This is a genomic window from Burkholderia puraquae, assembly GCF_002099195.1.
GTDB classification, from domain to species: domain Bacteria; phylum Pseudomonadota; class Gammaproteobacteria; order Burkholderiales; family Burkholderiaceae; genus Burkholderia; species Burkholderia puraquae.
The window spans coordinates 289,825-312,260 of record NZ_NBYX01000007.1; the positions used below are offsets into that span (position 1 = coordinate 289,825).

Here is a 22,436-nt window from a genome sequence, read left to right on the forward strand (position 1 = left end):
CCCGTATGCTGCGCTGCCAGGAAGCGGAGCGTCGTAGCGCCGCTCTTATCGTTTGGGCCCTTTCATGCCCTCCGATTCCATGGCCGCATTCCACTCCTCATTCGCCTCGATGGGATCCATCGCTTCGTCAATCGAAGCGTTCGCGCGCTCGGCGGCCGCTCTGGTTTCGTCTGCCGCGAAGGCAGCATCACCATCGCCGTCGCCCGGGGGATGCAGCATGTCCTTGAGCATCGCGCTCAACTCCGACGTGTCCCATGGCAGCCCACGCCGAATCCGGTCCTTGATGTAGTGCCTCACTTCCGCGTCCTGCTCCACGGTCAGCGGCAACCCTCGGAAGGTGCTTTGGGGGCCAGCGTCGATCATCGCATTCTCCTGTTTCTACGGCATTTTCAGTGTACTCGCCATTGGGAACGTGTGAGCCGCGATTGCTGCGCGCTTGCGTCGAATCAAACGCGTGGGCTCGACAGGCAGGCAGTCGGCCATGAAGCGTCATGGGTTTGCGTCGACGGCGAGACGTTGAGGCGTCCCGTGTGGCGCAGGGAACGGACACCCGGTCACGCCATGTGATTTTTTCGATCGGCCGTGGCCGACTGTTGGTTGGATAGATCGGAAAATGCAGCGCCTTCGCACCCACGAAAGATCCGCGTTGGGACAGATCCCAACGCAAGCTGGCAGTTGGATTTCGCCGCTGTCTCTGCACAAGCCTACGGCCTGGACTCGTCTATCGACGCTGGTAGACAACGCCCTGAATCGAGACCTGATCTGGCTCCGGCTCCTCGTCAAAACGTTTATGCGCCTCGGCGATGGCGACTTGATTCTCGCTCGCCCAGTTGACCAACGCCATGACAGGCTTCAACAGCGTTCTTCCCATGTCAGTGAGTTCGTAATCGACGCGAGGCGGAATCGTTGGATACATCGTTCGCGTTACCAGTCCGTCGCGTTCCAGTCCGCGCAAGGTCAGTGTCAGCATCCGCTGGGAAATGCCCTCGATGCCGCGCTTCAATTCGTTGAAGCGCCGCGGGCCATTGGCCAGCATGGCGACAATGTAGAGGCTCCACTTGTCGCCGATGCGATCCAGGATTTCACGAGTTGCCAGGCAGCCGCCAGCGTCAGGTGCAGGCATATCGGCAGGTAGCTCGGGGTGACTAAGTGACATGCGTGTGCCTTCTTGTGGGGAAACGGCAGGAACCATACCATCCTTTGTATGAATCAGTAAGTAAGGGTCAATATCTTACTTAGTTCTCTTTTTATACCTTGGAGCCGCCGTGAGCCACACCCTACTAGTCACTTCCAGCCCGCGCGGGGCTGACAGCCTTTCCACCCGCTTTGCCACCGACATCGCCGATCGCATCCAGGCCCGCTCGGGCGGCCCGCTGACCGTGCGCGACCTCGCCGCGAATCCGCCGCCGCACATCACGCCGGCCTACATCCAGGGCCGGATCACGTCGCCCGAAGATCGCACACCGGAACAGGGCGAGGCGGTGAAGGTCGCGCAAGAGTTGGTCGATGAGTTGAAGGTCGCCGATGTGATCGTGCTCGGTTCGGGCATGATCAACTTCGGTCCGTCCTCGCAGCTCAAGGCGTGGTTCGATCACGTCACCTGGCCGCGCGTCACCTTCGGCTACGGCGATACTGGGCCGAAGGGGCTGCTGACCGGCAAGAAGGTCTATCTCGTTACCGCTGCCGGCGGCGTGTTCTCGGAAGGTGCCTGGGCGCCGTTCGACTTCCAGACCAACTATCTGCTGCATCTGCTTGGTTTCATCGGCCTGACCGACGTTGAAGTGGTGCGTGTCGAAGGCACGGTTTTGGGCCCCGATGCGGCGAAGGCCGCAATCGCCAACACCGAAACGGCCATCAAAGCCTTGTTGGCGAAGGCTGCGTGACATCATGGCCCGGGAAAAAACCATCGCGCTGTTCGGTGCAACCGGGCCGACCGGAAGGCACATCATCGAGGAAGCCTTGAAGCAGGGCTACAACCTGTCGGTCTATACGCGCGACGCAAAGAAACTCGCGTCGTTCGCGGGAAGGGTCGAAATTGTTGTCGGCGACCTGCAAGACCAGCGTGCCATTGCGAAGTGCATCCAAGGTGCCGATGCGGTCATTAGCGCCCTTGGTCCCAACCGTCTCAAGGTGCAGGGCGATAAGCCGATCATGCACGGCTTGACCAACATCATCGCCGCCATGAAGCACGCAGGCGTGCGCCGTCTTATTCAGATTTCTACGGCTGCCTATCGCGATCCCAAGGATGGCTTTGCCTTCAAACCCCATGCGTTCGCGCTGTTGTTCAAGGTTATCGCGCGCAAGGGATATGAGGACATCAGGGCGACTGGCGAATTGATCGCCAATTCGAACCTGGATTGGACACTGGTACGCATTCCTAACCTCAAGGATGGCCACGCCGACGGCAGCGTGGATATGGGCTGGTATGGAAAGACCAAACTCAGTATGAAGCTCTCCAGAGGCAATCTTGCGAAGTTCCTGGTCGACCAGGTGACCGACAAGCAGTTCGTGCGCGCCGCGCCAGGCATCGCTAACCACTGACGCAGCAACGTCTCGACAAAGTTCACGCCATGAGCGGATTCACCAATGCTGATGTACCCGATCAATCGGGAAAGACCTTTATCGTCACCGGCGCCAACACCGGCATAGGTTTTGAAATAGCGAGTACGTTGGCGGCGCGGCGAGCCAGGGTGCTTCTCGCGTGCCGTGACGAGCGGAAAGCGGAAGCAGCGATTAGCCGGATTCGTCTGAAGACATCTGAAGCGAATCTCGCATTCTTGCCGCTTGACCTCGCAGACCTGACGAGCGTGCGGAACGCAGCAAAACTGGCCAAGAAGGAACCGCGCATCGACGCGCTCATCAATAATGCGGGCGTGCAAGGGCCGAAGCTAAAGCACACGGCGCAAGGCTTCGAACTGACATTCGGCGTCAATCATCTTGGTTGCTTTGCGTTCACCGCGCTCATGTTGCCCAAGCTCACGGAAACATCCGGGTCGCGCATCGTTGTCACGAGCAGCGGTCTGCACAAGGACGCGAAAATCGAGTGGGACGATCTTGATACGGAGAAGCGTTACAAGTGGATGCGTCGCTATGCAGCAGCCACGCGACAATTGCAGCCCGCCCCCCGTCCGTAGTCTCTCTCATCCCATTTTCACGCAGCAGCACCGGGCATCTGTTACGCCCCGCGCAGCAACACGTTGGCAGGCGCCGATGAACCCACGACATCGGCGCCCGCCAACCGGCCCACAGCCCGGCGTGCCGCATCGTCGTCCAGGCGACGGCGACGGCGACGGCGGCACCGCACACGCCCGTCGCGACGCGTTGCCTGCTTCGACCGCCGGCGTCCCGGACACCGCCGCTGCCGCCAGCGAGCCGTCCGGTTTCGACGGCCACGCCTGCGGCAACCCGATGGCTACGTCCTACTTCTGCAGCGAGATTTCCACCCGGCGATTGCGCGCCCGCCCTTCGGCGGTCTCGTTCGATGCCGCCGGATTGGTTTCTCCATGCCCCGCCGCCGCGAACGATTCCGCCTTCAGCCCGTGTTCGCGCAGATACCCCGCGACAGCGTCGGCGCGGCGCTTCGACAGCGTCTGGTTGTGCGCATCCGAGCCGGTCGCGTCGGTATAACCGTCCACTTCCACGCGCGAGAAATGCTTGTCGCCCTGCTGGTTCAGCAGCGTGTCGAGCGCGGCGGTGGCAGCGGACGTCAGCACGGCGGAGTCGGTCGCAAAGTACGCATCGCCGGTCAGGCTCACCTTTTCGACCGCGGCGGGCGCCGGCGCAGCCGCCGCGACCGGCGCGGGTGCCGCACCGCACTGAAACACCATCGAGTGCGGATCGGCGCCGTCGCGGTACGGCGTCGTGGAATCGACCGTGCGCACGGCCTCGTTGCCGCACATGCGCGTCGCGACCTTCATACAGGTATTGGCGCTCGACAGGATGCCGTGGCAGTCGACGCGGAAAGTCCGGATGCCGTCGCGGGGCTGAAGTTCGTATGCGTTGTACGTCGGTCCCGACGCGCTCGAACAGGCCGCGAGGGAAACGACGGACGCCAGCAGTGCAAGATGGATTTTTTTCACTTGATTGCTCCGAATATGCGATGGGCGCAACGCGTGCGGCGCAATGGCGCAGCCGCATCCGCGTGCGTTTGCGTTCGGCGCGGTCCGCCCCGGCAGTGCGTGCCGGGACGAACCGCGACGCACGATCACTTCCACTGATACAGCATGCCCGCGCCGACGACGCGCTGGCTGCCGGCGAAGCCGCCGTTCAGCGTCGCCTTCAGGTTCTCCGTGACGCGCGCCTGAACGCCGACCGCCATGGCCTTCTGACCCTGGAACGTCGCCGTACCAACCCCCATCGCGAAGTTCGAGTCGCGGTCCATGTGCGGGATCGACGCCATCGCGGCCGTTGCCGCGATCCCTTCACGTGCCATCGAATCGGTCTGCTGGATCTGCTGCTGCATCTGCGTGAGCTGGTTGTTGACCGTGTTCAGCGACTGCGTGAACTGGTTCGACACCGCATTCAGCTGGTTCACGTTCACCGCATCCGTACCCTGCGTGCCGGCCGCGACGTTGACGACCTGGCGCGCCGATTCCGCCGAGCCGACCGCGACGACGTTCGACCGCCCGCCGTCGTTGCTGCCCGTGCCGATCGCGGTCGAATTGTTGCCGGACGCCGTCGAGCCTACGCCGTAGGCAGTGGAACCGTTGCCCGATGCGAGCGAATTGTTGCCGACCGCCGTACTGTTCGAGCCCGATGCCACCGCGCCCGACCCACCCGCCGACGAATTCGGGCCGGTCGAGCCCGGCGGCACGTTCGTGCCATTCGGGTTCGTCGTGTACTGCCCGCCGAGGTTGGTCGTGCGCTGGTCGATCAGCGTCGTCAGCTGGTTCGCGACCGAATCGAGCTGCGATACGTTCACCGCGTCGGTGCCGTTCTTGCCGGCCGCGAGGCCCGTGATCTGCCGGTTGCCGATGTTCACTTCGCCGGCCGACGATTGCGGGCTGCTCAGGCCGTACGCAACGTAGTTCGTCAGCGCGCCGACCGTCGTCAGCGAACCGGCGCCCAACGCCACGCTGTTCGCGAACGTCGCGGACGCACCGGCGCCGAGCGCGAGCGCATCGGTCGCGTTGCCGAGCGCGCCGGAACCCAACGCGACGCTGCCCACGCTGACCGCCTTCGCATTTGCGCCTTGCGCGACCGACTGTGCACCCAATGCCGTCGCGCCGCTGCCGAGCGCGATCGCGTCGGCCTGCGCGGAACTCGCCGCCTGCCCGATCGCGACGCCGCCAGGGGCGGTCTGGTCGACGATCGCACCGTTGCCGATACCCACGCCGTTGTCGCCGTTGACGACCGTCGTCGGCCCCACCGCGACCGATTCCGCGCCGACGGCGAGCGAGTCCGCCGCCGTCGAATTCGCGTGGAAATACTTCTGGCCCGTGACCGCGAACGACTGCAATGCGCCGGTGAGCTGCCGCACGGTCACCGCATCCTGCTGCCCGGTGCCGTCCGCGACGTTGGTGATCTGGCGATACGTCTTGCTGGTCGCGTCGCCGACCGACACCGCGCCGAGCAGCGTCTGGTCCGTCGTGTTGAACGGGATCGATGCGGTGCCGTTGCGGATGATGCCTGACGCCGGCGTCGTCGCGCGGTCGGATACCGAACCCGCGCCGAGCGCAATGCTGCCGTCCACCTTCGAGATCGCATTCGGGCCGATCGCGACACTGTCGACGCCGAGCGCCTGGCTGTCCGGCGCGGTCGAGTTCGCATGGAAATACTTGATGCCATGCGTGTTGATGTTCTCGATCGCCGAGCCGACGTTGTTGTTGATCGTCGTCGAGCCGTCGCTGTTGTACGTCACGTACGACGGTGCCGAGATCGTGCCGGTCGTCGGATCGTAGGTGGCCCCGCCGCCGATCGCGCCCGCCGTGCTGTTGCCGAGGTTGGTGTTGTTGCTCGCGATCGAGCTGAGGCCGGTCGACAGCGAGCCGAGGCCCGTCGACGTCGCGGTGGACAGCGACGTCAGGTTGCTGTTCGTGCTCGACAGGCCGGTGGACAGCGAGCCGACGGTCGTCGAGGTCGACGTCGACAGCGACGAGATCGCGCTGGTCGTCGAGCTGAGGCCGGTGGACAGCGAACCGATGCTCGTCGACGTGGCGGTGGACAGCGACGTGACGTTGCTGTTCGTCGTGCTCAGGCCGGTGGACAGTGAACCGACGACCGTCGAGGTGGACGTCGACAACGATGTCACCACGCTGTTCGTCGAGCTCAGCCCGGTGGACAGCGAACTGATGCCCGTCGACGTGGACGTCGACAACGATGTCACCGCGCTGTTCGTCGAGCTAAGCCCGGTGGATAGCGAACTGATGCCGGTCGACGTGGACGTCGACAACGATGTCACCGTGCTGTTCGTCGAGCTCAGCCCGGTGGACAGCGAGCTGATGCCCGTCGACGTGGACGTCGACAACGATGTCACCGTGCTGTTCGTCGAGCTCAGCCCGGTGGACAGCGAGCTGATACCGGTCGACGTCGAAGTCGACAGCGAAGCGACCGAGCTGTTGGTCGAACTCAGGCCGGTCGAAGTCGACGTGGACAGTGACGTGATCGCGCTGTTGGCCGACGACAACCCGGTCGATGTGGAGGTCGACAATGACGTCACCGCGCTGTTGGTCGAGCTCAACCCTGTCGACAGCGAACTGATGCCGGTCGACGTCGACGTGGACAACGAGGTGATCGCGCTATTCGCCGACGACAACCCCGTCGACGTGGAGGTCGACAACGACGTCACCGCGCTGTTGGTCGAACTCAACCCCGTCGACAGCGAACTGATGCCGGTCGACGTCGATGTGGACAACGAGGTGATCGCGCTATTCGCCGACGACAACCCCGTCGACGTGGAGGTCGACAACGACGTCACCGCGCTGTTGGTCGAGCTCAACCCCGTCGACAACGAGCTGATGCCGGTCGACGTCGACGTGGACAACGAGGTGATCGCGCTACTTGCCGACGACAACCCGGTCGACGTGGAGGTCGACAACGATGTCACCGCGCTGTTGGTCGAGCTCAACCCCGTCGACAGCGAACTGATACCGGTCGACGTCGACGTGGACAGTGACGTGATCGCGCTATTCGCCGACGACAACCCGGTCGACAACGACGACACCCCCGTCGACAACGAACTGACGCTCGACGCCGTCGAAGTCGACAGCGAATTCACCGCCTGATTCGTCGCATCGAGCTGCGACCCGTTGATCGCATCCGTACTCGCCGAACTGATGCGTCCGGCAGCAACATTGGTGATCTGCCGCTCGGTGCCCGCCGCACCGACGCTGACGACGCTGGTCGGCGACGTGCCGTTGAACGTGTACGTCACGCCGCCAATCGTCGCGCTTGACGTCGGATTCGGCGCGGCCGTCGTCGAACCCGAGCCGAGCGCGACGTCGCCCGCATTGTTCGCCACGGCCGACGCACCGAACGCCACTGCACCGGCTGCCGCGGCCGTCGACGTGTTGCCGAGCGCGAGCGAACCGGTGCCCTGCGCGACGTTCGAATTGCCGATTGCGACCGCGCCGTCGCCGTTCGCCGTGTTGTTCGACCCTGCCGTGACCGCGCCGGTGCCGATCGCGGTGCTCGGGTCGCCGATCGCCACCGCGCCGTTGCCGCTGACGGTCTGACCCAGGCCGAGCGCGACCGCGCCGATGCCGCTCAGCACCTTCGAGCTGTTGCCGCCGGCAATCGAGCCCGCGCCCGCCGCTGCCGCGACCGAGTTGCTGTCGCCGATCGCCACGGTGGAACCCGCCGCCGCAACGCTGTTGATACCGATCGCCGTTGCGTTCGTGGCCGACGCCGTCGCACCGGGCCCGAGGGCGGTCGCCGAGATGCCGCTTCCGAGCGCGAGATCGCCGAGTGCAACGGCGAACTGCTGCGTCGCGGTGGACTGCACGCCCATCGCGATCGAACTGACGCCGGACGCGTTGGCGCTCAGGCCGACGGCCACCGCCTGATTGGCGCCGGCCGTCGTGTTCGAGCCCAGCGCGATCGAACTGGTGCCGAGCGACTGCGTGCCCGAACCCGGTACGCCGGCCGTCCCGCCCCAGCCGATCGCGATCGACGACGTGCCCTTCGCACCGCTGTTGACCCCCATCGCGACGCCGGAATTCCCGGTCGCCAGTGCGCCGCTCCCCACGGCGACACCGGCCGCGCCCGAACTTGTCGACTGGTTGCCGATCGCGACGTTGCCGGTGTCGGTCGCATGCGACGCATAGCCGAGCGCGACGCTTTGCGCGCCGACGGCGCTCGCCCCGAGGCCGAGCGCCGCGGCGTACTGACCGGAAGCCAGCGCATTGTTGCCGAGCCCGACGGCCGACACACCGGTCGCGGCCGCCCCGCTGCCCATCGCCACCGATCCGCTTTGCGTCGCGCTCGACAGGTTGCCGATGGCAACCGAGTAGGCGCCCGAACCAATCGCCTGCACGCCCATCGACGTACTGTTGATGCCGGTCGCCTGCGAATTGATGCCGACGGCCGTCGAGCCGTCGGCCATCGCATGCGCACCCGGGCCGATCGCTGTGGCCGATACGCCCTGCGCGGTCGACAGGTTGCCCAATGCGGTGGAGTTCTGCTGCGCGGCACTCGAGCCGACACCGATCGAGATCGATGTGACACCTCCGGTGGCCGAGCCGCCATCCGGCTGGTACTGCGCGTGCGCACCGGCATGAAACAGCGCGAGATACGCGGACGCCATCAGCACGGTGAGCCGCCTGAGCGACGGAGCCGAAGGCGTGCCCGCACGTGCCGCGGCCCCTCCGTCCGCGGCCCGCTCCGTCGTGCTGCGCGACGACGCGACGCGCTTGCCGCGCGCGCGATCAAGCTCCGAAGCCGCAACCCAGGCCCCCAATGCTTCGTTCCAGATCGACTTGAACGACTTGTTCATCTTGTCTTCCCTCGGTTCTCATGTGCTGGATGACGCAACGGCGAACACGGCGACCGGCGAGAACATCCCCTGCACGTTCCCGCCCGCCTCGCGACGCCCCTCTACTCACTTTGGATCACTAATTAAATTGCTGGGTAACGCTGCACAACGCTCGCGATGTTCATCGCGATCACGCGACCGCGCGCCGCCCGTGCCTGTCGACACGATGCGAGGCGACGATCACCGGTTATCGAATCATGAAAGCCGACGTGACGGGCCCGGCGGCACCATGCGCGACGCACCGCTCGTCCGCGCGCGCGTGCGCCATCGCGCCGAACCCGCGACGACCTTGAATCTCATGGGAAAGCGTCATTCAGACGCCGGATGGGCGGATGCCGGCCCGCACCCGGGGGGCGGCCCGCCCTGTTTCATTCAGGAGGAGGATGACGCCGTGCGATCCCCGGGACTGAAGCATGCGCCGCCGGTTCGTGCGAACCGGTGCGTTGGCCTGTCATGCCTGTTTTACTCATCGTTTTCGTGCCCGCCTGATTCGAGAGCGCACCGCGCGCGACCGTCCCCCGATGGATCGAACCCTCGGACGGCCGACGCGCAGCCACTCACCCTTTCCGCCCGGCCGTCAAACGCGTTTCCGGATTTCCGGAACAGCATCGACGATTTGCCGGACGACCCCTGCACCGAATTAATCGAGCGAATTTCCTTGATGATTTCGTCTCGACCGGCGCGCCACACCCAACCACATTTCAAGATTCACCGATTTCTCTTATATAACAACGTATTCGGTGAATTATGAAATTTGCATTACCCTCGTGCCAGTTATTCGCTCACTGCCGCATTCCCATATCATGGGAATACCATCATTCAATGTCACATTGATATCGCATGCACCGCGACGGGAATTCGACATGCGACTCGCGCGATCCAGGGCGTCTCGAAAGAACCGATTCCAGCCGCGCCGGGGCTAGTGTGCGGGCATCCGTCCGAGCGAACCTTTTCCCGAGCGGAAAAACCCTTTTCTGGAGCGGATGGCATTTACATTCATACATTTCGTTGCGAAACGCATTTCCATTCGCACCTCATTTCGATCCGACAACGGTAAAAAAAATAATCAGGATGATGACGATCTCGCTCACCCACCTTACATCGCGCACGCCGCGTTCCCGACACCTGGCAAGCCAATTCTCCGCCCGAATCAATTCGAATTCATGACCATAAATCCGGCAATAAAGACCGATATTAAAAAATCGATACGGCATGTTTTTCCGTTTCCGTTTCTTCCGGCCGGATGCCGCCCCGACAAGCCGGCAGCACCCCGTCGCTCAAGCCCCCACGGGTCACACGGAATCCTCACAGTCGACGCGGCTGCCGGCATATAATTTTTCGCAACAATCGCGCAGGCAGCGATGCTGCACTACCTGACCGGCTACCCTTCCAACGCGTCCGCAACCATGTCATCCCGCTTGTCCAGTCCGGCATCGCCTCGTCCCATGCCGGATCTCGCCGACGCACATATTCTTGTCGTCGACGATCGTCCGAACGACCTGCGGCTCCTGACCGAAATCCTGAGGGCCGCGCGGTGCCGGATCAGCGTCGCGTTCGACGGGCTGCAGGCCTATCACCGTGCCCAGGCGATCGCGCCCGACCTGATCCTGATGGATGTCCGCATGCCGCGCATGGACGGCTTCGCCGCGTGCCGGCTGCTGGCGTCGACCCCTTCGACGCAGTCGATCCCGGTCATCATCCTGACGGCCGCGGGCGATCTCGAGGATCGCATCGCCGGGCTCGAAACCGGCGCGATCGACTACATCATCAAGCCGTTCGAGCCGACCGAGGTGCTGGCCCGGATCCGCAATCACCTGAAGCGGACGCGGCGCAGCCAGCCGTTTGCGCATCTGCCCGAGCTGCCCGACAACCCGGATGCGGCCCTCGTGCGCGCGGCGACCGAGGTCCTGCTGCGCGACCTGCGCCATCCGCCGGCGCTCGAGGAGCTCGCCAGGCAGGTCGGCACGCACGAAAAGCGCCTGTCCCGCGTGTTCCGCGATCACCTCGGCCAGACCGTGTTCGAATATCTGCGCGACACGCGCCTGCGCGCCGCGATGCATTTCCTCGCGGAGACGTCGATGGGGATCGGCGACATCGCCGAGGAAATCGGCTTTTCCACGCCCGGCAACTTCGCGACGGCGTTCCGCGAACGCTTCGGCATCACGCCGTCCGACTGGCGGCGCCAGCGCCATGCGGTCAATGCACCCGCCACGCCCGGGGAGCACCATCACGATGCGTAGCCGCCGCGCGGCATGGGCAGCCGGATGTCGCGCGGTGCTGCTGCTTCTGCTCGCGATGGCCGTCACCGGTGCGACCGCGCGCGCCGCGTCGACGCCGGACCCCGCGCAACTGGGCGCCGTGTCGGTATTCGAGGATGCGAGCACGACGATGTCCGCCGACCAGGTCGCCGCACGGCTCGCCGATCCGCTGCATGGCACGCCGTTGGCAAGCACGTCGTCGTTCAACGTCGAGTTCTCGCGATCGGCGTGGTGGGTCCGCGCAACGCTGACCAACCGCGCCAGCGCCGCGCGCCCGCTGGTGCTGGCGATTCGCGACGCGCGGGTCGACCAGGCGGACTTCTTTGTCGAGCAGAACGGCCGGTGGACACTCGACAGCCGCTTCCCGGCCGCCGGCACCGGCGGTGATGCCGTCGCACCGCCATCGCGCTACCCGACACTCGACGTCACGCTGCGCGCCGGCGAAAGCCTCCCCGTGCTGATCCGCGTCACGTCGCGCAAGGAACTGCGGCTCGCGCCCGCCGCGTTCACGCGTGCGGCCTGGGATGCGCTGGAACGGCGCGCAACGATGTGGGACTTCGGCTTCTTCGGCGGGCTGCTCGCGCTCGTGTGGTGCGCGCTGCTGATCGGGTTCTTTTCTCGCAGCGGCATGTTCCATGTGCTCGCCACGATCGCGCTGGGCACGGCGCTGTTCGAAGCGGCTTACCGAGGCTACACAGCGATGGCGTTGCCGCTTGCGCTGCGTGAGTGGTCGGCGCGCGGCGAAGTGATCTTCGCGTACCTGGCGGTCGGCTGCTTCATCGCCTTCATCCTGATGGTCGCGCGGCGTGAGCAGGCGAAGCTGCCGATGCGCGCGATCTACATGGCATTCCTCGCGCTCGAAGGCGTCGGCATGGTCGGCGCCGCATGCGGCGACCTGCTGACGTTCACGTGGTTCTGCCTGCGGCTGAACGCGGCGCTCGGGATCGTCAACATCAGCCTCGCGCTGATGCTCGCGATCCGCCGGACGCCGACCGGCCGCGTGATGCTGATTGCCGTCGCGCTCGCCTCCTTCAACATGCTGATCCGCGTACTCGACGGCATGAACGCGCTGCCCCCGGCACTCGGGTGGCTGAAATCCGACATCTACCCGAACCCCGTCATTGCGATCATCGGTCTCGCCACGCACCTGCTGGTGCTGGCCGCGTGGATCCACCACGTGGGCCGGCAGCGTACCGAAGCGAGGAAGCGGCTCGAACACTGGCAGATCACCGAACAGGATCGCCTGCGCGACGAAGTCGCACGACGCACGCTCGCGCTCAACGACGCGCTGCAACAGGTGACGACCCACATGCAGCAGAAGATCGAGACGCTCGGCTACGTCAGTCACGACCTGCGCGCGCCGCTGTCTACGATCAACGGTTACGCGAAGCTGCTGCTGCAAGGCGCGACGCGCGGCCAGGCGCGGCTGATCCGGTCGATCGATCGCAGCATCCGCTACCAGCTCACGCTGATCGACGAACTGCTCGCGTTCACGAAGGCCGAGCTGCAGCCGCTCGGCGTGTCGCCGGACGCGACCGACCTGCCCGGCCTGCTCGACGACATCGGGCACTATGCGCTTGCGCTGTGCGCGCAGCAGGACAACCGGTTCGTGTACCGGCCGGCCACGCCGCTGCCGCGCACGGTGTCGCTCGACGGCATGCGGCTGCAGCAGGTGCTGCTCAACCTGTTGTCCAACGCATCGAAGTTCACGCGCGACGGCACGGTCACGCTGTCGATTCATGCAGCGCGCGAAGGCGACACCTGGCGCCTGCTGTTCGAAGTGGCCGATACGGGCATCGGGATCGACATCAGCGGAAACCGCGATATCTTCCGCGCGTACCAGCAGGTGCAGGCCGTGAACGGCGGCACCGGGCTCGGCCTGTTCATCGCGCAGCGCATCGTCGGCGCGATGGATGGCGAGCTGGCCGTCGCCAGCCAGCCGGGCGTCGGCACCGCGTTCTCGTTCGCGATCGTCGCGCCGGCCGTCGGGCACGCGCTCGTGCCGGCGTCGGAGCTCGTCCGGCGGTTTCATCCGGACGGCGATGCCGAGCCGGACATCCCCGCGCCCGCGATGCAGTGCCCGCCCGACGATGCGCTCGACGCACTGATCCGGCTGGCCGACAACGGGCAGCTCACCGATATCGAGGAATGGCTCCGCCCGTATGCGGACGAGCCGGATTACGCGGCCTTCGTGCGGGACGTGCGCGAGCACCTCGAAGCGCTGGATCTGGACGCGATCGGGAAACTGGCCGGCTCGCTGAAGCACACGCGCAGCGCCGATACGTCGTTCGACGCCGAGGCCGACGCGGCCGGGCCGGCCTGACAGCACGGCCCCGCCGCATCGCTCAGGCTCCGGTCGGGCACCGGCCGGCCGCCGGGTTCGACAGCCCGCGCATCGGCATCGCCCACCGTCACGTCACGACGCGTCGTGCCGTGCGCCCTGCCGGACGCTGCGTGCGCTACAGCCGCTGCATCGTCGAAACCAGCTCGGCACCCTCGTCGGGCGTCCCAGGCCGCGCCTGCACCGGGCCGCGTTTCGGCCGCGGCGCACCCAGCCCCGTGCCGCCCGTGCGCCGCCGCGCCGCGTGCCGCTCGATGACCCGCTGCAGCACGCAGAACACGCACAGCAGCGCGCCGATCACGATCCGCGTCCACCACGAACTCAGCGTGCCGTCGAACGTGATCAGCACCTGGATCGTGCCGAGGATGCCGACGCCGAACACCGAGCCGACCACGTAGCCGACGCCGCCCGTGAGCAGCGTGCCGCCGATCACGGTCGCGGCGATCGCGTCGAGCTCCATCCCCTGCGCCTGCAGCCCGTAACCCGACAGCACGTACAGCGTAAACACCACGCCGCCGAGCGCCGAACAGAAGCCGCTCAGCGCGTACACGCCGATCTTCGTGCGTGCGACCGGCAGCCCCATCAGCAGCGCCGAACGCTCGTTGCCGCCGATCGCGTACACGTTGCGGCCGAAGCGCGTGAAATGCGCGACGTAGATCGCGACGGCCAGCGTCGCGAGCGCGATCAACGCGCCCGCGCTCAGCGTGCCGCCGCCCACCGGCACGCTGATGCCCGCGATCGCATGAAACACCGGCTCGTTGATCGTGATCGACTGCGTCGTGATCAGGAAGCACGCGCCGCGCGCGAGGAACATCCCGGCCAGCGTGACGATGAACGGCTGCAGCCGGAAGTAATGGATCAACGCGCCCATCGCCGCGCCGTACAGCGCGCCGAACGCGAGCACCAGCGGCACGATCACCCACACGGGCCAGTGCAGCCGCTCGGCGCCGACCGCGCAGAGGATCGTCGTCAGCGCGACGACCGAGCCGACCGACAGGTCGATTCCGCCCGACACGATCACGAACGTCATCCCGATCGCGACGATCAGCAGGAATGCGTTGTCGACGAGCAGCCCGGTCAGCACCTGCATCGAGAAGAAGCCCGTGTACGTCACGGACCCGAAGCCGAACAGCGCGGCGAACAGCACGATCGTCACGACGATCGGCAGCGTGCGCGGGTCGGCGAGCCGGCCAAGGAATCGGTTCATCGCGGCGTCGCTCCGGAAGTGGCGCGCGAACGCGCGGAAGACAGCAGCCGCGACGCGTGCCGGACGACCAGCGCGCGCGCCGCGTCCGACTGGATCAGCGTCACGACGATCACGACGACCGCCTTGACGACGAGCGTCGCCTCCGGCGGCACGCCGATCGAATAGGTCGTGTAGGTGAGCGTCTGGATGATCAGCGCACCGAGCACCGAGCCGGCGAGGCTGAAGCGGCCGCCGAGCAGCGATGTGCCGCCAAGCGTCACCGCGAGGATCGCGTCGAGTTCGAGCAGCAGCCCCGCATTGTTGCCGTCGGCGCTGCGCACGTTCGAGCTCGCGAGGATGCCGGCAAGCGCCGACATCGCGCCCGAGCACAGATACACGCCGAACACGACCGCGCCCGAGCGCAACCCGACGAGCCGCGTCGCGACCGGGTTCACGCCGATCGCGCGGATGAACAGCCCGAGCGCCGTGCGGTTCACCAGCAGCGCGGTCGCGGCGATCGTCGCGACCGCGATCCACACCGCGCACGGCACGGCCGCGAGATAGCCGCCGCCGAGCACGAGGTAGCCGGGTGCGCCGATCGGGATGATCTGGCCGCCCGTCAGCAGTTGCGCGATGCCGCGGCCGGCCACCATCAGGATCAGCGTCGCGATGATCGGCTGCATCCCGACGAACGCGACGAGCAGCCCGTTCCACGCGCCCGCGAGCAGCCCGACGCCGAGTGCGACGGCCAGCGCCGTGCCGATTCGCGACGGGTCCGCATCGAGCACGATCGCAGCAGCCGCGCCGGCGATCGCGACGATCGCGCCGACCGAGATGTCGATCCCGCGCGTCGCGATCACGAGCGTCATCCCGAGCGACACGATCACGAGCGGCGCCGCGCGGTTCAGGATGTCGACCGGCGCGCCGAACAGGTGGCCGTCGAGCAGCGTGATCGACAGGAAGCCCGGGCGATGCGCGACGTCGAGCGCGAACAGCAGCGCGAGCGTCAGCACCGGCCAAGCGAGCGGGTGACGAAACAGCGTACGCAACTGCATCATGACTGGCCTCCCGCGATCAACCGGTACACCTGCTCCTCGGACGCGTCCGCGCCGGTGAGTTCGGCGACCTTGCGCCGGTCGCGCAGCACCGCGATCCGGTGGCTCACGCGCACGACCTCGCCGATCTCCGACGAGATGAACAGGATCGCGAGCCCCTGCGCGCACAGCGCGAGCACACGCTCCATGATGTCGAACTTCGCGGCGACGTCGATCCCGCGCGTCGGCTCGTCGAGAATCAGCAGCTTCGGTTCCGTCGCGAGCCAGCGCGCGAGCAGCACCTTCTGCTGGTTGCCGCCCGACAGCAGGCCGATCGGCTGCTCCGCGTCGCGCGCCTTGATGCCGAGCCGCGCGATGTAGTTGTCGGCGATCTCGCGCTGGCGCGCACGCCCGATCAGCCGCCACCAGCCGCGCCGCGCCTGCAGCGCGAGAATGATGTTCTCGCGGATCGACAGTGCAGCGACGATGCCCTCCTTCTTGCGGTCTTCCGGGCAGTACGCGATCCCTTGCCGCACCGCGTCGTGCGGCGATGCGAGCCGCGTGCGCGTGCCATCGATCTCGATCGCACCGGTATCCGCACGCTCCGCGGCGAACGCGAGCTGCGCGGTCTCGGTGCGGCCCGAACCGAGCAGCCCGGCCAGCCCGACGATCTCGCCCGGCCGCACGTCGAGATCGAGCGCATTCATCATCCCGCGCCGGCCGACCTGCTGCATCGACAGGAACGGTTCGGCCTCGCCGGCGGTGCGCTCGACGGCCGCGGCGCCCGCCTGCAGCGTGTCGGACATCCGCTCGCGGCCGGTCATTTTCGCGACGAGCGCATCGACCGGCAGGTCGCGCGCCAGGTACTCGCCTTCGCGCTCGCCGTTGCGCATCACGGTGATCCGGTCGGACACCGCGTAGGTCTGCTCGAGAAAGTGCGTGACGAAGAGGATCGCGATGCCCGACGCCTTCAGCCGGCGCAGCACGTCGAAGAGGCGCGCGACCTCGCCGTCGTCGAGGCTCGATGTCGGCTCGTCGAGAATCAATACGCGCGCATCGACCGACACGGCGCGTGCGATCGCGACCATCTGCTGCACCGCGATCGGATACGCGTCGAGCGAGCGCGTGACGTCGAGCGACAGGTCGAGTTCGGCGAGCGCCGCCCGCGAACGCGCATGGATCGCCTTCCAGTCGATCGCGCCGCGCCGCATCGGCTGCCGGCCCGCGAAGATGTTCTCCGCCACCGACAGGTTCGCGCACAGGTTCACTTCCTGGTAGAGCGTCTGGATGCCGGCCGCCTCGGCCTCGCGCGGCGCAGCGAAGCGCACCGGCCGGCCGCCGACGCGGATCTCGCCCGCGTCGTGCGCATGCACGCCGGTGAGCACGTTGATCAGCGTCGACTTGCCCGCGCCGTTCTGGCCCATCAACGCGTGGATCTCACCCGGAAACAGCCGGAAGTCCACACGCTGCAGCGCGCTGACGCCCGGAAACGACTTGTCGATGCCGATCATCTCGACCACCGGCACACTCTCCATGCATCCTCCGTCGAAGCGTCGCCGGACGGCGGCCGACAGGCCGCCGTCCGTGCGCACAAGGTCAATACTTGCGGGTCGGCAGCACCTGTGCCGCAACGTTCATCGGGAACACGGTCTCGTTGGTCACGATGCGCTTGGGCAGTTGCTTGCCGGCGACGACGTCCTTCACCGCGCTCATCAGTTGCGGGCCGAGCAGCGGGCTGCATTCGACGTCGACGTTGATCTTGCCGGCGACCATCGCCTGGAAGCCGCCCTTCGTCGCGTCGAACGACACGACGCTCACGTCCTTGCCGGGCTTGATCCCGGCTTCTTCCATCGCCTGGATCGCGCCGAGCGCCATGTCGTCGTTGTGTGCGTAGACGACGTTGATCTGCTTGCCGTAGGTTTTCGCGAACGCTTCCATCACCTGCTTGCCGCCGGCGAGCGTGAAGTCGCCGCTTTGCGACGCGATCACCTTGAACTTCGGATTGTTCTTGATCACTTCGAGCAGGCCCGCGCGGCGATCGTTGGCCGGTGCCGAGCCGACCGTGCCCTGCAGCTCGACGATGTTGATCGGGCCTGCGTCGCTCTTGTAATGCTCTTCCATCCAGTGGCCGGCGCGCCGCCCCTCCTCGAGGAAGTCCGAACCGATCATCGTCACGTACAGCGACGGATCCTTCACGTCGACCCCGCGGTCGGTCAGGATCACCGGGATGTGCGCAGCCTTCGCTTCGGTCAGCACGGGCTCCCAGCCCGATTCGACGACCGGCGAGAACGCGATCACGTCGACCTTCTGTGCGATGAACGAGCGGATCGCGCGAATCTGGTTCTCCTGCTTCTGCTGTGCGTCGGAGAACTTCAGGTTGATGCCGGCGTCCTTCGCCGCGCCCTTCACCGACACGGTGTTCGCGGTGCGCCATGCGCTTTCCGCGCCGACCTGCGAGAACCCGAGCGTGATCGGCTTCTGCTGCGCGTGCGCGCCGGTGGCCAGCACCGCCGTCGCCGCGAGGATCGCGGTGGCCGCCAGCTTCCTGATGAATGTCATGGTTCGTCTCCGATGATGTCGTTGTCTGCCGCGGTGCTGTTCTGTTTCTGCGTGGCGCCCGCGCGGGTCGGGGCTGTGCCGGCCGGTGCGTCGAGCCGGCCCGGTCTGCATGCCCCGCATCAGTCTAGGAACAAGTCCGATAACCTTCCAATGAAATATTGGATTGCGGCGATATCGGATTCGGCATACGTATAAACACTTAAACGAACGACCCGGCCCGTTCTAGCCGGCCTTGGCCGCGTTTGCGCGACCTTTGCACGAGCCACGCGCACCACCGGCGCGTTGCCGCGCGGCATCTTAAAACGCTCGCTCCAGCCGACATCGACGATCTCCGCGGTAGCTTCGATGTTCGTTGAACGCGGCACGGCATCGACACGATCCGCCCGATGCCGACACCGGGCCGCCGTCATCTTGCCCGGGCGAAGCCGTTGCGTTATTTCGTCCATGCAGCGGTAACACACGCCCGAACACCCGTCCGGCGCGCGCTTGCGCCGGGCATCCTCGCGCATGCGAGGAACGGCGCACAGTTCTTGCTGCACGACGCCGGAACGTACGCACAAACAGGAGAAAACCGTGCGCGCAGGATGTCCGCCCGGAACGCAGCCCGACGATACGCGGATCGGCACTGACGTCGATCGACGCGCCGCAGCATGAAAAAACGCGCCACGTCGCAGCCGAATGCACCCATGCCCGCCGGGCCGCTGCGTCATGTCGACGACCGTCGCCCCGGCTATACGCGCCGGCGCATCCGCAACGGCTTCGCGTATTACGGGCCCGACGGTGTGCGGATTCGCGATGCCGGCGAAATCGCCCGTATCGACGCGCTCGCGATTCCACCCGCGTACACCGACGTGTGGATCTGCATGGACCCGCGCGGCCATCTGCAGGCAACAGGCCGCGACGCACGCGGCCGCAAGCAGTATCGTTATCACCCGCTGTGGCGCGCGACGCGCGATGCGAACAAATACGCGCGGATGGCGGCGTTCGCGCGTGCGCTGCCGCGCATCCGCACGCGCGTCACGCGCGATCTGGCATTGCCGGGCATGCCACGCGACAAGGTCGCCGCGACGATCGTCCGGTTGCTCGACACGACGCTCGCACGGATCGGCAACGCGGAATACGCGCGCGACAACGGCTCGTACGGGCTGACGACGCTGCACAAGCGACATTTGAAGATCCAGCCCGGCCAGGTGCGGCTGCGCTTCGCCGGTAAGAGCGGGATCGAACACGACGTGTCGGTTGACGACGCGCGGGTCGCGCGCATCGTACGGCGCTGCGCGGAGTTGCCCGGGCATGAGTTGTTCCAGTATGTGGACGACGACGGCGCCCGCCATCCGGTCGGCTCGTCCGACGTGAACGACTACCTGCGCGAAGCCGGCGGCGCCGATTTCACCGCGAAGGATTACCGGACCTGGGCCGGCAGCGTGCACGCGCTCGGGTTGTTGCGGCGCACCGAGCATCGCGGCGTCACGCACGCGCGCAAGCAGATCGTCGAAACCGTGCGCGCGGTGGCCGAGCTATTGCGCAACACGCCGGCCGTGTGCCGGCGCTGCTACATCCATCCGGCCGTGCTCGACGCGTTCGAAGCGGGCACGCTCACCGCGCTCTCGGTCCAGCGGACGCCGCGCGGCTTGCGCGCGGATGAAGCGGCGTTCGTCGCGTTGCTCGTCTCTGCGAGCCGGCGCACGGCGAGATGACCGCTCACATCGTGCCGACGCCCGTTTCGGTACGACCGGCACTCCCCGGAACCCGTGTCGTTTTCAATCGGGTGCCGAGCGCACGACCGATAACTGGTTGCGCCCGTTTCCTTAAACTCGTTGATACAACAGGTTCGCACGGTGGCAGCGCGCTGCGCGCATCACGCCATCGGCATCGAGCCCCCCCGGCGACGTCCTCCTTCGCTGCTCCTCGGCCCGCACGACTCCGCTGCATTCCAGCCCGGCCAGCTACCAAGACAATTCCAAGAGAATTCATTGAGCCCGTCGCAAGCGCACCCCGCGAGAGCCCAGTCTTCGCGCCAGTCCGTCAAGCTGGATGACATCACGATCGTCGACCCGGCCGTCCTCAAGCGCGCGGTCGGCGCAATGGCGTTCGGCAACGCGATGGAATGGTTCGACTTCGGCGTGTACAGCTATATCGCCGTCACGCTCGGCAAGGTGTTCTTCCCGTCCAGCAGCCCGTCTGCGCAGTTGCTCGCAACCTTCGGCACGTTCGCGGCCGCATTTCTCGTGCGCCCGCTCGGCGGCATGGTGTTCGGCCCGCTCGGCGACCGCATCGGCCGCCAGCGCGTGCTTGCCGCCACGATGATCATGATGGCCGCCGGCACCTTCGCGATCGGCCTGATCCCGAGCTACGCGTCGATCGGCATCATGGCGCCCGTGCTGCTGCTCGTCGCCCGCCTCGTGCAGGGCTTCTCGACCGGCGGCGAATACGGCGGTGCGGCCACTTTCATCGCCGAATTCTCGACCGACAAGCGCCGCGGCTTCATGGGCAGCTTCCTCGAATTCGGCACGCTGATCGGCTATACGCTCGGCGCGGCGACGGTCGCGCTGCTCACCGCGACGCTGTCGCAGGAAGCACTGCTGTCGTGGGGCTGGCGCGTGCCCGACCATCTAAATTCATCGGGGTTGAATGACGTTACAGAATTCGAGTTAGCGCAATGTTATCAATGACTTATACATCTTTAGCGGGCGTAAGTAACGTAATACAATTGACTGGCATTAGTCCAATTTGATTACGCAGGAGTTACACTACTTGGCCCGCATCAACTTCACCGCCGGTCGCGTCCGCGACTTTCCGGACAAGTTCTATTTCCTCGACGTTCATTTACACCGATGTCTTCAGGCCGCCCAAATGGACCGTGCGCGGCGCATCACCCTGCATCTCGCAATTGACAGCGTGCACGCCGATTCGCGCATCGCGCAGGCGCTTGCGCCAATATCGGCGGACAACGTCGGATTGTTCTGTACGCCAATCGTGAACCTGTTTGAGCACACCGGCGCCAAGTTATCGCGCGGCGAGATCGTCGCGGACTATCCCCTTGTGCCCAAGCCGAACCGACCAGCCATGCGCGGCATCTATTCGATTGATGCGGTTCGCGATCCGTCAGACGGGGCCGTCATTCCGTCGCTGAATGCGTGGGGGACCAGAACCGGCGAACGGTTCTGGCTCGCGCGTCACGATTCCTACGCGGCGATCCACCATCCCGGCCGTGAAACGTCGCTCGTGCTGCTGCGCGCGGACGGGACGGCGGCGGCGAAGATGCCGCTGCAATTGAGCGCCGACCTCGCGTGCACTAATCGCGACTGGCCGTCGCGGATACGGATCGGTTCGCCCATGGGCGATCTCAAAAACGAAAACGATCAAGTGCCTTGCAAGATTACCCTGTTGAAACAGCCGACACCGACCTATAGCGCGTCCCGTGAGGCGGAAGCGCAGTGGCGCGTGATTGCTCTGACGACGGCCAACCTGACGCAGTTGACACGTGAGGGGTGGCCGGACTTCGTGAAGCTCATGCGCCAGCTTGCGCCGAGCACGTCGGCGCGATTTCGTTCGTGAAGCGAAACGTCGTCGAGCGACTACTGGCGATCAAGCCGCATTCCGCCCTTGTGAGAGGCTTTGAAATCGTGATGGCGGCGGACGAGAACGCGCTCATTGAAAACAGCATGGGCGCGCTGATCCTTCAGCTCGACCTCTATCTGTCGCGCTATGCGCCCGCCAACAGCTTTACGCAGCTCGTCGTGCTGTCGAAGAACGACGGCTCCTTGATCGGCGTTGCCCGATGCGACCGGGCATCGCGCCACTGCTGTAGCGCTACACGAGGCTCGAAATCAGGTGACAACCGCATGTCGCGCGATGGCCGTGTCGCGCGATCGGAATGCCGTTGTCCTTCATCGATTCGTCGCCTTCCTCGATGATGTTCGGTGACACGCCGGGATGCTGCGGACACGATATGCGGTCGCCTTTGCGGGCGACGTAGCGGCCATCGAATTTCATGGTCGATGAGCCCGTTTCGACTTTGCCACCGTGGTCGGTATCGTCACCTATGCGAATCAAGTTCATCATAAATTTACCTAGATGGTTTTCG

Annotated in this window: 17 protein-coding genes and 2 pseudogenes; 8 read left to right on the forward strand and 11 right to left on the reverse strand. The window is 65.8% G+C overall.

The annotated features are described in order from the left end of the window. Positions 1-45: 45 nt before the first annotated feature. Together B7G54_RS16790 and B7G54_RS16795 are read right to left on the reverse strand one after the other, a co-directional pair. Positions 46-363 (reverse strand): hypothetical protein, encoded by a 318-nt coding sequence (locus B7G54_RS16790; protein ID WP_085040060.1) that lies wholly within the window; start codon positions 361-363, stop codon positions 46-48. Between the two features lie 358 nt (positions 364-721). Next, the gene (locus B7G54_RS16795; protein ID WP_085040061.1) at positions 722-1,156 is read right to left on the reverse strand and encodes a winged helix-turn-helix transcriptional regulator; all 435 of its coding nucleotides are present in this window, start codon (positions 1,154-1,156) and stop codon (positions 722-724) included. 109 nt (positions 1,157-1,265) lie between these two features. Here B7G54_RS16795 and B7G54_RS16800 point away from each other — a divergent pair, with 109 nt between their 5' ends. From B7G54_RS16800 to B7G54_RS16810, 3 genes are read left to right on the forward strand one after another with little or no spacing between them, the layout of a single operon-like run. Then, on the forward strand, positions 1,266-1,883 hold the full coding sequence (locus tag B7G54_RS16800; protein ID WP_085040062.1) for an FMN-dependent NADH-azoreductase: 618 nt from the start codon (positions 1,266-1,268) through the stop codon (positions 1,881-1,883). A gap of 4 nt (positions 1,884-1,887) precedes the next feature. After that, entirely contained in the window at positions 1,888-2,541 is a 654-nt protein-coding gene (locus B7G54_RS16805) for an NAD(P)-dependent oxidoreductase (RefSeq protein WP_085040063.1), read from the forward strand. 29 nt (positions 2,542-2,570) lie between these two features. Continuing rightward, positions 2,571-3,134 (forward strand): SDR family NAD(P)-dependent oxidoreductase, encoded by a 564-nt coding sequence (locus tag B7G54_RS16810; protein ID WP_244289350.1) that lies wholly within the window; start codon positions 2,571-2,573, stop codon positions 3,132-3,134. A gap of 285 nt (positions 3,135-3,419) precedes the next feature. On the opposite strand, the gene B7G54_RS16815 is transcribed toward B7G54_RS16810, so the two are convergent. The 3 genes from B7G54_RS16815 to B7G54_RS38615 all read right to left on the reverse strand — a co-directional run bounded on the left by B7G54_RS16815 (position 3,420) and on the right by B7G54_RS38615 (position 10,185). Beyond that, positions 3,420-4,079, reverse strand: a complete 660-nt coding sequence (locus tag B7G54_RS16815; protein ID WP_085040064.1) for an OmpA family protein — start codon at positions 4,077-4,079, stop codon at positions 3,420-3,422. A gap of 125 nt (positions 4,080-4,204) precedes the next feature. After that, entirely contained in the window at positions 4,205-8,932 is a 4,728-nt protein-coding gene (locus tag B7G54_RS40230; protein ID WP_106408979.1) for a YadA-like family protein, read from the reverse strand. 1,073 nt (positions 8,933-10,005) lie between these two features. Continuing rightward, positions 10,006-10,185: a hypothetical protein gene (locus tag B7G54_RS38615; RefSeq protein WP_133059175.1), complete on the reverse strand. Its 180-nt coding sequence runs from the start codon at positions 10,183-10,185 to the stop codon at positions 10,006-10,008. Positions 10,186-10,377: 192 nt separating this feature from the next. On the opposite strand from B7G54_RS38615, the gene B7G54_RS16840 reads away from it, so the two are divergent. Beyond that, positions 10,378-11,211: a response regulator transcription factor gene (locus B7G54_RS16840; RefSeq protein WP_085040102.1), complete on the forward strand. Its 834-nt coding sequence runs from the start codon at positions 10,378-10,380 to the stop codon at positions 11,209-11,211. Further along, positions 11,204-13,552 carry a sensor histidine kinase gene (locus B7G54_RS16845; protein WP_085040065.1) on the forward strand — a complete coding sequence of 783 codons (2,349 nt, stop codon included), beginning with the start codon at positions 11,204-11,206 and terminating at the stop codon, positions 13,550-13,552. The genes B7G54_RS16840 and B7G54_RS16845 overlap by 8 nt, the downstream gene beginning before the upstream one ends. 136 nt (positions 13,553-13,688) lie before the next feature. Here the strand turns inward: B7G54_RS16845 and yjfF are convergent, their stop codons facing one another. The 5 genes from yjfF to B7G54_RS39070 all read right to left on the reverse strand — a co-directional run bounded on the left by yjfF (position 13,689) and on the right by B7G54_RS39070 (position 18,888). Further along, positions 13,689-14,777: a galactofuranose ABC transporter, permease protein YjfF gene (gene yjfF / locus B7G54_RS16850; protein ID WP_085040066.1), complete on the reverse strand. Its 1,089-nt coding sequence runs from the start codon at positions 14,775-14,777 to the stop codon at positions 13,689-13,691. Then, on the reverse strand, positions 14,774-15,814 hold the full coding sequence (locus B7G54_RS16855) for an ABC transporter permease (protein WP_085040067.1): 1,041 nt from the start codon (positions 15,812-15,814) through the stop codon (positions 14,774-14,776). The genes yjfF and B7G54_RS16855 overlap by 4 nt, the downstream gene beginning before the upstream one ends. After that, the gene (locus tag B7G54_RS16860; RefSeq protein WP_085040068.1) at positions 15,811-17,325 is read right to left on the reverse strand and encodes a sugar ABC transporter ATP-binding protein; all 1,515 of its coding nucleotides are present in this window, start codon (positions 17,323-17,325) and stop codon (positions 15,811-15,813) included. The genes B7G54_RS16855 and B7G54_RS16860 overlap by 4 nt, the downstream gene beginning before the upstream one ends. A gap of 61 nt (positions 17,326-17,386) precedes the next feature. Beyond that, a complete protein-coding gene (locus B7G54_RS16865) occupies positions 17,387-18,349 on the reverse strand; it encodes an ABC transporter substrate-binding protein (RefSeq protein WP_085040069.1) in 963 nt (320 codons plus the stop codon). A 119-nt stretch (positions 18,350-18,468) separates the two neighbouring features. Then, entirely contained in the window at positions 18,469-18,888 is a 420-nt protein-coding gene (locus B7G54_RS39070; RefSeq protein WP_165765584.1) for a hypothetical protein, read from the reverse strand. Between the two features lie 111 nt (positions 18,889-18,999). On the opposite strand from B7G54_RS39070, the gene B7G54_RS16870 reads away from it, so the two are divergent. From B7G54_RS16870 to B7G54_RS39745, 3 genes and pseudogenes are all read left to right on the forward strand, one after another. After that, positions 19,000-20,046 carry a DNA topoisomerase IB gene (locus B7G54_RS16870; protein WP_085040070.1) on the forward strand — a complete coding sequence of 349 codons (1,047 nt, stop codon included), beginning with the start codon at positions 19,000-19,002 and terminating at the stop codon, positions 20,044-20,046. A gap of 276 nt (positions 20,047-20,322) precedes the next feature. Then, positions 20,323-20,955 (forward strand): annotated as a pseudogene (locus B7G54_RS16875) (MFS transporter); the annotation flags it as partial. Positions 20,956-21,202: 247 nt separating this feature from the next. Then, positions 21,203-22,266, forward strand: a pseudogene (locus B7G54_RS39745) (type VI secretion system baseplate subunit TssF). Here B7G54_RS39745 and B7G54_RS16885 read toward each other — a convergent pair. Next, positions 22,163-22,414: a PAAR domain-containing protein gene (locus B7G54_RS16885; protein ID WP_085040072.1), complete on the reverse strand. Its 252-nt coding sequence runs from the start codon at positions 22,412-22,414 to the stop codon at positions 22,163-22,165. The pseudogene B7G54_RS39745 and the gene B7G54_RS16885 overlap by 104 nt on opposite strands. Positions 22,415-22,436: the final 22 nt, after the last annotated feature.

Coding starts and splice junctions, on each gene's coding strand:
- B7G54_RS16855 (WP_085040067.1), bottom strand. CDS start 15,814: ATGATGCAGTTGCGTACGCTGTTTCGTCACCCGCTCGCTTGGCCGGTG.
- B7G54_RS16885 (WP_085040072.1), bottom strand. CDS start 22,414: ATGATGAACTTGATTCGCATAGGTGACGATACCGACCACGGTGGCAAA.
- B7G54_RS16805 (WP_085040063.1), top strand. CDS start 1,888: ATGGCCCGGGAAAAAACCATCGCGCTGTTCGGTGCAACCGGGCCGACC.
- B7G54_RS38615 (WP_133059175.1), bottom strand. CDS start 10,185: ATGCCGTATCGATTTTTTAATATCGGTCTTTATTGCCGGATTTATGGT.
- B7G54_RS16870 (WP_085040070.1), top strand. CDS start 19,000: ATGAAAAAACGCGCCACGTCGCAGCCGAATGCACCCATGCCCGCCGGG.
- B7G54_RS16810 (WP_244289350.1), top strand. CDS start 2,571: ATGAGCGGATTCACCAATGCTGATGTACCCGATCAATCGGGAAAGACC.
- B7G54_RS16840 (WP_085040102.1), top strand. CDS start 10,378: ATGTCATCCCGCTTGTCCAGTCCGGCATCGCCTCGTCCCATGCCGGAT.
- B7G54_RS16795 (WP_085040061.1), bottom strand. CDS start 1,156: ATGTCACTTAGTCACCCCGAGCTACCTGCCGATATGCCTGCACCTGAC.
- B7G54_RS16790 (WP_085040060.1), bottom strand. CDS start 363: ATGATCGACGCTGGCCCCCAAAGCACCTTCCGAGGGTTGCCGCTGACC.
- yjfF (WP_085040066.1), bottom strand. CDS start 14,777: ATGAACCGATTCCTTGGCCGGCTCGCCGACCCGCGCACGCTGCCGATC.
- B7G54_RS16865 (WP_085040069.1), bottom strand. CDS start 18,349: ATGACATTCATCAGGAAGCTGGCGGCCACCGCGATCCTCGCGGCGACG.
- B7G54_RS40230 (WP_106408979.1), bottom strand. CDS start 8,932: ATGAACAAGTCGTTCAAGTCGATCTGGAACGAAGCATTGGGGGCCTGG.
- B7G54_RS16845 (WP_085040065.1), top strand. CDS start 11,204: ATGCGTAGCCGCCGCGCGGCATGGGCAGCCGGATGTCGCGCGGTGCTG.
- B7G54_RS16860 (WP_085040068.1), bottom strand. CDS start 17,325: ATGGAGAGTGTGCCGGTGGTCGAGATGATCGGCATCGACAAGTCGTTT.